This window comes from Psychrobacter sp. AOP30-A2-5, from assembly GCF_052378115.1.
Taxonomy (GTDB): Bacteria; Pseudomonadota; Gammaproteobacteria; order Pseudomonadales; family Moraxellaceae; genus Psychrobacter.
Genome location: NZ_JBQSXK010000007.1, coordinates 141,215 through 150,481 on the forward strand (window position 1 = coordinate 141,215; position 9,267 = coordinate 150,481).

Sequence of the window (9,267 nt, forward strand, 5' to 3'; positions counted from 1 at the left end):
ATCACAATACCGAACTATTTTTTATAAAAAATAAAAAAAGGATATCGCTATTAAAGCAATACCCTTCCTATGGAATGGAATTCAAATTAACCTATTAAAATCACTACTCTCACGGTTACGATGCAACAGTGCTAAATGTATTTGAAGACTTATTCAGCAGGTTTTTCTGTCGGCTCAGTAGTGACCGTTGAGCTTGACGCTGGAATCGCAAAATATTTTTGATTGATTTTATCGTAAGTGCCATCCGCTTTAATATTGACCAACGACTTATTAATTTTTGCTTGCAATGCATCGCCTGGGCGCACCGCGATGGCAAAATTATCATTGATGTCAATCTCTTGACCTTTGAGCGCATACTGACTGCCTGAGGTGGAGCCAAGCCATTCTAGCGCTGGCAGCTTATCAGACACCATCGCATCGACACGATTCGAACCCAAATCCAAAAACGCGTTACTGAGCGTGTCATAAAGCTTCATGTCAGCATTTGGATAAACCTTTTCTAACCACTGCGAAGAAATGGTCGAGCGCTGAGCGGCAATAGAATGCGCATTGATATCATCGCTATTGCTAGGATCGAAGCTGCTGTCTTTTTTGGCCAAAAACACCAAGGTATTGCTAAAGTACGGCTCTGTAAAACTGACTTGTTGCTCACGCTCAGGCGTCACCGACATGGCGGCCACAATCGCATCGTACTTACCCGCTTTTAGACCAGGGATGATACCGTCCCAATCTTGCGCCGTGATTTCACATGTTACCTTCATATCGGCACAGATAGCGTTGGCAATATCAACATCAAAACCACCAAGGGTGCCATCCGCATTGGTATAGTTGAAGGGAGCATAAGCGCCTTCGGTACCAATACGTAACACATCACCCGTCGCTGCGGTCTCAGCGGCGTCGGGGCTGACATCATCATTTGCATCATTTTGACCATTGCTACACCCTGCTAAGGTTAAAAGCGCCGCCATCGCAAGCAAGGGCGCTGAAAAACGTCGCGCTTTGATGCCATTGATAACGGATGCGTTCGCGATTGCACGGTGTTGGTCAAAATGGTTATTCATGATCATCCTTGGGGTTTGTGAGTAAAATAACACTCATCTCTATGAGTGAATATCGCCATACGTGACAGCCATATCAGCCGAGCACAGAGATGAGCTATGATATTAGTTAGTCGCCGCTTCAGCTGATTTTTCTTTCACTTCAACAGCATCATCACCTTCAACCACCATCACTTCTTTTACGTCGGTGGTTGCCACGGCTTTTTGCGCAGCAGCAGTAGAGCTGGTGCCAAAATAGCTGCCTGTGATTTGATCATAAGTACCGTTTTCTTTTAATTCAGCCAACGCTTTATTGAACTTAGCGACCAATGGATCGCCTTTACGAAGTGCGATACCCATGGCATCTTCGTCGGTGCTGATTTCTTGTCCTTTCACTTCATAGTCTTTGCCAGCATCCGTTTTTAGCCAATCGATGCCAGTGACTTTATCGGACATCATTGCCCGTACGCGACCTGAAGTCAGATCCAGATACGCATTGTCTTGGGTATCATAAAGCTTGATATCAGCATCTGCATGTTCATCCTGCAAGTACTGTGAAGCGACGGTTGAGCGCTGTGAGGCAATGGGCTGACCTTTTAATGCATCGACGCGAATGTCATCACCTTTTTTACCAATCAAGATAATGCCTGTGTGAAAGTACGGGTCAGTGAATTCAACCACTTCTTTACGCTCAGGCGTGATCGACATACCTGCGATAATTGCATCGAATTTTTGGGCATTTAGACCAGGAATGAGACCATCCCAATCTTGTGAGATGACTTCACATTTCGCTTTCATTTGTGCACACAGAGCATCGACCAGCTCAATCTCATAACCAATTAACTTGCCATCAGCATCGGTATAACTGAACGGCTTATAGCTTGATTCGGTGGCAATTTTTATGTTCATAGGTGCATCGGCTGTGGTGTCAGCTGCCGCACCATCTTCTGGCGTGGCGCTATTATTACAACCAGCCAGCATAAGCATCGCGGCACTTAATGGCGCAAGCCAAAGCGCCTTAGTTTTTAATGATGATGTCATTGATATTGTCATGTTTGCTATTCCTTCATTTTTCAATCAGAAGATTATTGACCAAAGTTCGCTTGCTCAAGACGGGCCAGCTCACCGTTACTACGGATTTCGCTGAGTGCTTTATTAAAGTCGTCTCTGAGTGCGTCACCTTTACGAACAGCAATGGCAATATTGTCGTCATTGTCAATTTCGTCACCAACGATACCAAAGCCTTCAGGGTTGTCTGCCAACCATGATTTGGCAGAGACTTTTTCCGCCAATACCGCATCGCTACGACCAGACTTTAGATCCAGATAAGCATTGTCATAATTGTCATACAACTGCACAGTATTGCCGTCTTTGCCTTCATAGTTATCTTGTAAATAAGCGCCAGGCGTGGTTGAACGTTGACCACCAAGTGTCAAATCTTTGATCGCCATAGGATCAAAACTGCCTTTGGTATCGGTCAGCCAAACCATCGTATTGGCAAAGTAAGGCTCGGTAAAGTCGACTTTTTCTTGACGATCAGGTGTAATAGACATACCCGCAATCACTGCATCATATTTTTGTGCTAAAAGACCCGGAATAATACCATCCCAATCTTGAGCGACGATTTCACATTTGGCTTGCATCTGTTTACATAAGGCATTGGCAACATCAATATCGTAGCCTGCCAAGCTGCCATCAGCATTGGTGTAGTTAAAAGGAGGATAAGCACCTTCAGTCGCGATACGAATGGTCTTGCCAGCCGTTTCTGCTGCAGTGGCGTCAGTGTTGCTATCAGTAGTTTCATTAGCCGGTTGACTACAGGCGCTCAGCATCAATGCGGCGGTAACGGTCATCGATGACCACAATAGGCGAGAATTCGACATCATACATTCCTTAAATTCTGATGGGTTTTTAATGTAGGGTTCTGATATTTTGTTCTCTGACGTCCCTGCCAGACAAGCAATATAGATAGCAGAATACACAAGCAGCCGTCATTATCGACCACCTGTAAACCTTTTGATAATACCTGAGTAAAATATCAAAAACAAACGTTTTACATACCGACTGTTATTAACGAGTAATAAACGGTCAACGCTGCTTACTAAGCAGTAATTTTATGCTTAAAATAAAATGACGATAGGGTGGTAAGAATATTACCACCCCATTTTTGCATATAAAACGGATACTAAATACGAGGCTAGTTCTGACGATGCGATGCCATAAAGTCTTTGACACGCTCAGAGGTAGGATTATCAAAAACTTGCTCAGGCGTGCCAATCTCTTCAATCACGCCTTGATGCAAGAACACCACTTTGCTTGATACTTCTCTCGCAAAACGCATCTCATGGGTGACGATAAGCATAGTACGCCCCTCTTCTGCCAACTCACGCATGACGGCGAGCACTTCATTGACCAGCTCAGGATCTAAGGCTGAGGTTGGCTCATCGAATAGCAGCACTTGTGGCTGCATGGCAAGCGCACGGGCAATTGCCACACGCTGACGCTGACCGCCAGATAAATTCGCTGGATAGGCGTCTTTTTTATCAAGCAAACCGACTTTATCGAGCAGTTTTTCAGCATCGCTAATGGCTTGATCTTTTTTAATCTTTAAAACTTGCGTTGGCCCTTCGATGATGTTTTGCAAAATCGTTTTGTGCGGCCACAAGTTAAAGTTTTGGAAGACAAAACCCACGCGCGCGCGCAAGTTTTCCAATTGCTTAATATCGACCGCTTGCAGCTCACCTGACTTGGCAGGCTTGAGCATCAGCTCATCATTACCGATAATAATACGACCTTGATTGGGCTTTTCGAGCAAATTAATGCAGCGCAGCAAGGTAGATTTACCTGAGCCTGATGAGCCCAAAATAGAGATGACATCACCGTCATATGCGGTAAGGGACACCCCTTTTAGCACTGCCAATGAGCCATAGCTTTTATGGACGTCTTGTAAATCTAAGGCGATAGGCCGAGTCGGATCTTTTGCAATATCAAGCATGGTTCAGCAGACTTCCAATAAATATGAGTGAAAACACGAATAAAAATAAATAAAAAATAGCGGCATAGGCAGCATAAATAGTATCAGCATCAATCATAGCATTATTGTGATAAGGCTATGATTCGTGACACAAATAGAAAAAATATCACATTGTCTCTTATTACACAGCAAAAAGGCAAATCCTGTATTGAACCAGATGCTCAATCAACGCTGAATCAGTGGTAAATAAATATTAATAAGCCACTAAATAGCTAACACAAAAAAGCCCAGACTGTATTTACAGCGCTGAGCCTTATTTTATCACTTTCGGGTACTGGGCGTAGTTTTATCTGATTATCTAGTTTTATTCGCTTATATCATCAACTAATGATAATCAGTTAATCAAAGTAGCGATTTAATACGTCGAGACATGTTCTTCGCTCTCAGTACCATCTAGCACTTCGGCGTCATCTGCTGTTGCCACCGCCACATCATCATTATTACCCACTGCCATGCCATCATCGGCGCTAGCAACTGCAATATCATCGCCATCGCCTGCTGTCGCAACACCAGTAGCTTCATCCTCTACTGCTGTTTGTGCATCAACGGCTGGAGCAGTTTCTATAGGCGCTTCTTCTTTCTTACCGCAAGCGCCCAATGTCAATGCCGCGGCAACCAAACCAACTGTTAGCAAGCTTTTACGCGTGGTGTTGTCGATAGTGTCATTTCTAATAGCCATTTTTATTCTCCATCATTATTTCATTTATTGAATTGTATTTGACGAGCAGCCATTCGTACATGAATGTCTGCCCTTTAATTGCTTTTTGATGCACCGTTAAGCTCTACTATACGTATGATTAATGCTAGCTACCTTAGTAGTTACAACGCAGTTCTGTTAAAACCACGTAACCGCAAACTTGCATTTCTGCTTTCTCTAAAACGGTGCTTGTATCAGGAAATGGCAAGGACTCAGTAATGGTAAAGTCAGTAAAATGACGCGACGACAATGCTCATAAACGCTATGTAAAGCAGGCACTGTTCACAAAATCATCTTTACTATCGCCTCAATCTCCTCTATGTTAAATAGCATAATACCTGACAGGTATCAAAATCATCTTTTTGCCACATTTTCGCCTTTTTGGGCGCTTTCATTTGCTTAAAACATTTATAACATAAGGAAAATAATTTATGAGTCAATCGAATACCACAGACGTTACTGCGTATATGCAAGCTGTCGGCAAACAAGCACGAGCGGCTTCTCGTGTGCTGGCTGCGGCAAACACTGGTGACAAAAACTCAGCATTAATGGCGATTCATGATGTGTTAAAAGAGGCCAAATCAGATATTTTGGCCGCCAATAAAATCGATATGGATAATGGACAAAGCAACGATTTAGAGGCAGCCTTATTGGATCGCTTAGAACTAAATGATGCCCGCTTTGACGGTATGCTCCAAGGGTTAAAAGACGTCGCCTCATTACCAGACCCTATCGGCGAAGTCACTGACATGACCTATCAGCCATCAGGGATTCATTTGGGGAAAATGCGGGTGCCGCTCGGCGTGGTCGGTATGATTTATGAGTCGCGCCCTAACGTGACCTTAGAAGCGGCTTCATTGGCGCTAAAATCAGGTAACGCTATTATCTTACGCGGCGGTTCTGAAGCGTTTGAATCCAACCAAGCGATTGCCAAGTGTATCTTGGAAGGACTACAAAAATTCGGGCTGTCTGAGCACAGTGTGCAAGTATTACAAACGACAGATCGTGCTGCTGTCGGCGAGCTGATCACCATGACAGATTATGTCGATGTCATCGTCCCACGCGGTGGCAAAGGATTGATTGAGCGTATCAGCCGCGATGCTCGCGTTCCTGTCATCAAGCATTTAGATGGCAACTGCCACACCTTTATCGATAGTGATGCGGATGCCGAAATCGCCATCAAGGTCAGCGTCAATGCAAAAACCCATCGCTACGGTACGTGTAATACCATGGAGACGCTATTGATCGACGAATCAGTCGCGGGTGAGCTATTGCCAAAGATTGCCGAAGCCATCATCGCCGCTGATGATGCGATGCAATTACGCCTTGATGACAAGTCGCAAGCCATCTTAAATGACAATGCTAAGCTTGCTGGACATCTGTCTGCGGCCACTGCTGAGGATTGGGATACCGAATATTTAGCGCCTATCTTAGCGGTAAAAGTTTTGTCAGGTATTGACGAAGCCATTGAACATATCAACACTCATGGCAGCCATCATACCGACGTTATCATTACCGACAACTATACCAAGTCGCAACGCTTCATCCGTGAAGTCGACTCGGCGAGCGTCATGATTAACGCCTCTAGCCGTTTTGCCGATGGCTTTGAGTATGGATTGGGTGCTGAGATTGGCATCTCGACCGATAAAATCCACGCTCGTGGCCCAGTAGGACTTGAAGGTCTCACCTCACAGAAATGGATCGTTTATGGTCATGGTGAGACTCGCGCCTAACGTCTTATCGCTTAGCCTATCATCCACTCTCTCATTTAACGTATAATCCACAAAAAAACGCCAGCTCAATTGCTGGCGTTTTTTAGTAGTGTCAAATATGTTATATATGCAGTATTAAAACCATGTGTATGGTAGAAGTCATGCGGCACGATAATAAAACAGGCGATAGGAAAGTGGGCTTATGCAGAGTGGTAAAATCAAGCACTGGAATTCAGATAAAGGCTATGGCTTTATCGATGTAGATAACCAAAGTGAAGACGTGTTTTTTCATGTGAGTAAAGTGCGATTATCACAGCCGATAACCGTTGGTCAAAGCGTCTATTTTAATAGTCAGCGTAATGATAAAAACCAACTACGAGCCACTGAAGTCACTTCCAACGAATTGAGTATTTTAGCCATTCCAGACTCAAATATAACCAATCACTATTCAAATACTGGCAGCCGAAACAACCCTACTGATAATAACAAAAACCCGCGACACACTACCCGTGACAATCGTCATAGTCAGCGTGGCAACCAAAACAAGAGAAGCTTAGGCTCTACCCTATTTAGTTTGATTGCCCTTATTGCCGTTGCTGTTTACTTTTTTGGTGATTTATCATCTGGGTTTTTGACCGATAGTATTGACCCAACGACGGTATCACAAACCTCATCAGAGGCACAGCCAGCAAAGACAAGCGGCGTCACGGGCGATGCTCAGATAGACAATACCATTGCCCTTATTCAACGAGGCGGGCCTTTTCCTTATCCTCATAAAGATGGCACGACATTTTATAATCGTGAGGGAGTATTGCCCACGCAGTCACAAGGCTACTACCGCGAATATACCGTGCCTACCCCTGGCGTGTCACATCGCGGTGCACGGCGTATCGTCACAGGTGGTCATCCACCGACCGTATATTACTTAACCGTTGATCACTATGACAGCTTTCGCAGACTGGACGTAAAATAATATGAGTAAAGCCATCCACTATATTAATCTGGGTTTTGACCAAGATATTAACCAAAAAACTACAGCACTAAATGCTAGCATGCCCGCTCAGACTGTTAACATACCTATAAACGAGATACTTAATAAAACCACATTATTAACAAACTTAGCCAATGCCTGTGATTTTCCCAGCTATTTTTCACATAACTGGGATAGCGCATGGGACTGTTTAACGGACAGCGAAGTGACTCACCTGATGCTGGATCTAACAGCGGTGAAAAAAATAAACACCGAAGATTTTAATGTTTTCAAAAGCATCATTGAAGATGCCTACAGAGATTTTGGCAAGCCGCAATTATGGGTTATTATGCCGTCCGTGGAATGATGCCTAGTCGCCAATCACCACACAAACCTGAATTCGAGATAAAACCATATTTATCCCGAATTCAGGTTAATTTATTTTTATAGAAAGGATTAATATATGGAAATTACCCTAAACGGCTATTACACGCTGATACTAGCCACTCTAGTGCTGCTGCTTGGGCGCTTTTTGGTCAAGAAAATTAAATTCTTAGAAGATTTTAACATTCCAGAGCCTGTTGCTGGTGGTTTGGTCGCGGCAATAGTGGTCTATATTCTAAATATCATTTGGGGATATAGTTTTAACTTTCATCAAGGATTACAGACGGCTACCATGCTGATGTTCTTTGCCTCTATTGGTTTGAGTGCTGATTTTAGTAGACTCAAAGCTGGTGGTACGCCATTGTTGATTTTTACCATCGTTGTGTCCGTTTTTATCGTCTTACAAGATGTCGTTGGTGTGGCCATGGCAAGCGCGTTGGGACTTGATCCACTACTTGGATTAGTGACAGGTTCTATCGCCCTGACTGGTGGTCACGGTACGGCAGGCGCTTGGGGTATCACCTTGGAGCAAGATTACGGTGTGGTCGGTGCAACGACACTTGGTATCGCCGTTGCCACCTATGGCTTAGTCGCTGGCGGTATCATTGGTGGCCCTGTTGCCCGTCGCCTGATTCAAAAGCTGGGGTTAAAACCAACACCCGCCAATCCCAATCCTAGTGACATCGAAAAAGTCGCTGGTGCGCAGTCGCTTTATAGCACCAAACATGATGAAGATTCGGCGAGTAGCAATAAAGAAATTTTTGAAAGACCTGATAGCATGCGTTTTATCACTGCCTCTTCTACTATTGAGACATTGGCATTGTTTGCCGCAGCGTTGGCCTTCGCCGATGTCATGACGCTTGTTGCGCAAGGCACGTGGTTTGAGCTACCTACCTTCGTTTGGGCGTTGGCAGGTGGTGTGATTATTCGTAATGTCTTAACCACAATCTTTAATTTTGATATGTTTGATCGCTCTATCGACGTATTTGGTAACGCTTCTTTGAGTCTTTTCTTAGCCATGGCGCTGCTGTCATTGAAGCTATGGCAGCTGACTGATTTGGCAGGCCCTGTGTTGATTATCTTATTGGTACAGACGGTCATTATGGTTGTTTATGTCTATTTCATAACCTTTAAGGTGATGGGTAAAGACTATGATGCAGCGGTCTTGTCAGCTGGACATTGTGGTTTCGGTATGGGTGCGACGCCAACGGCGATTGCCAATATGCAGGCGGTCACGGATCGCTATCTGCCTTCGCCTAAGGCGTTTTTGATTGTGCCAATGGTTGGTGCATTCTTTGTCGATATCGTCAACGCGACGATCTTGCAGATATTTACTAAACTGCCGTTTATGTAATTTTATAAGCAATAAAGTCAAATTAACCTGAATAAGGCTGGGCTACGCTATCGTAACCCAGCCTTTTTTATTGATTATT

The 9,267-nt window shown here is 44.2% G+C and carries 9 protein-coding genes; 4 read left to right on the top strand and 5 right to left on the bottom strand.

Annotation, left to right across the window (positions count from 1 at the left end; genetic code table 11):
* Nucleotides 1-149 precede the first annotated feature (149 nt).
* The 5 genes from ACT3S4_RS07385 to ACT3S4_RS07405 form a co-directional block, all read right to left on the bottom strand.
* Complete coding sequence (locus tag ACT3S4_RS07385; RefSeq protein WP_201604685.1) at nt 150-1,061, bottom strand: ABC transporter substrate-binding protein; 912 nt, start codon at nt 1,059-1,061, stop codon at nt 150-152.
* 102 nt (nt 1,062-1,163) lie between these two features.
* Nucleotides 1,164-2,090, bottom strand: coding sequence for a transporter substrate-binding domain-containing protein (locus tag ACT3S4_RS07390; protein ID WP_444760817.1), 927 nt, complete (start codon nt 2,088-2,090; stop codon nt 1,164-1,166).
* Nucleotides 2,091-2,122: 32 nt separating this feature from the next.
* Entirely contained in the window at nt 2,123-2,923 is an 801-nt protein-coding gene (locus tag ACT3S4_RS07395) for a transporter substrate-binding domain-containing protein (RefSeq protein WP_427549234.1), read from the bottom strand.
* A gap of 311 nt (nt 2,924-3,234) precedes the next feature.
* Nucleotides 3,235-4,032: an ABC transporter ATP-binding protein gene (locus ACT3S4_RS07400; RefSeq protein WP_045443533.1), complete on the bottom strand. Its 798-nt coding sequence runs from the start codon at nt 4,030-4,032 to the stop codon at nt 3,235-3,237.
* 394 nt (nt 4,033-4,426) lie between these two features.
* Nucleotides 4,427-4,750 (bottom strand): hypothetical protein, encoded by a 324-nt coding sequence (locus tag ACT3S4_RS07405; RefSeq protein ID WP_444760818.1) that lies wholly within the window; start codon nt 4,748-4,750, stop codon nt 4,427-4,429.
* Nucleotides 4,751-5,199: 449 nt separating this feature from the next.
* On the opposite strand from ACT3S4_RS07405, the gene ACT3S4_RS07410 reads away from it, so the two are divergent.
* From ACT3S4_RS07410 to gltS, 4 genes are all read left to right on the top strand, one after another.
* Nucleotides 5,200-6,501: a glutamate-5-semialdehyde dehydrogenase gene (locus ACT3S4_RS07410; protein ID WP_444760819.1), complete on the top strand. Its 1,302-nt coding sequence runs from the start codon at nt 5,200-5,202 to the stop codon at nt 6,499-6,501.
* A gap of 181 nt (nt 6,502-6,682) precedes the next feature.
* Nucleotides 6,683-7,453, top strand: coding sequence for a ribonuclease domain-containing protein (locus ACT3S4_RS07415; protein WP_444760820.1), 771 nt, complete (start codon nt 6,683-6,685; stop codon nt 7,451-7,453).
* Between the two features lies 1 nt (nt 7,454).
* On the top strand, nt 7,455-7,817 hold the full coding sequence (locus tag ACT3S4_RS07420; protein ID WP_238049033.1) for a barstar family protein: 363 nt from the start codon (nt 7,455-7,457) through the stop codon (nt 7,815-7,817).
* A gap of 96 nt (nt 7,818-7,913) precedes the next feature.
* Entirely contained in the window at nt 7,914-9,188 is a 1,275-nt protein-coding gene (gltS, locus tag ACT3S4_RS07425; RefSeq protein WP_045453577.1) for a sodium/glutamate symporter, read from the top strand.
* The last annotated feature ends 79 nt before the right edge of the window (nt 9,189-9,267 follow it).

What these genes read in the sequence shown, in the direction of transcription:
- ACT3S4_RS07415 (WP_444760820.1), top strand. Translation starts at nt 6,683, where the DNA reads ATGCAGAGTGGTAAAATCAAGCACTGGAATTCAGATAAAGGCTATGGC.
- ACT3S4_RS07405 (WP_444760818.1), bottom strand. Translation starts at nt 4,750, where the DNA reads ATGGCTATTAGAAATGACACTATCGACAACACCACGCGTAAAAGCTTG.
- ACT3S4_RS07390 (WP_444760817.1), bottom strand. Translation starts at nt 2,090, where the DNA reads ATGACAATATCAATGACATCATCATTAAAAACTAAGGCGCTTTGGCTT.
- ACT3S4_RS07395 (WP_427549234.1), bottom strand. Translation starts at nt 2,923, where the DNA reads ATGATGTCGAATTCTCGCCTATTGTGGTCATCGATGACCGTTACCGCC.
- gltS (WP_045453577.1), top strand. Translation starts at nt 7,914, where the DNA reads ATGGAAATTACCCTAAACGGCTATTACACGCTGATACTAGCCACTCTA.
- ACT3S4_RS07420 (WP_238049033.1), top strand. Translation starts at nt 7,455, where the DNA reads ATGAGTAAAGCCATCCACTATATTAATCTGGGTTTTGACCAAGATATT.
- ACT3S4_RS07385 (WP_201604685.1), bottom strand. Translation starts at nt 1,061, where the DNA reads ATGAATAACCATTTTGACCAACACCGTGCAATCGCGAACGCATCCGTT.
- ACT3S4_RS07400 (WP_045443533.1), bottom strand. Translation starts at nt 4,032, where the DNA reads ATGCTTGATATTGCAAAAGATCCGACTCGGCCTATCGCCTTAGATTTA.
- ACT3S4_RS07410 (WP_444760819.1), top strand. Translation starts at nt 5,200, where the DNA reads ATGAGTCAATCGAATACCACAGACGTTACTGCGTATATGCAAGCTGTC.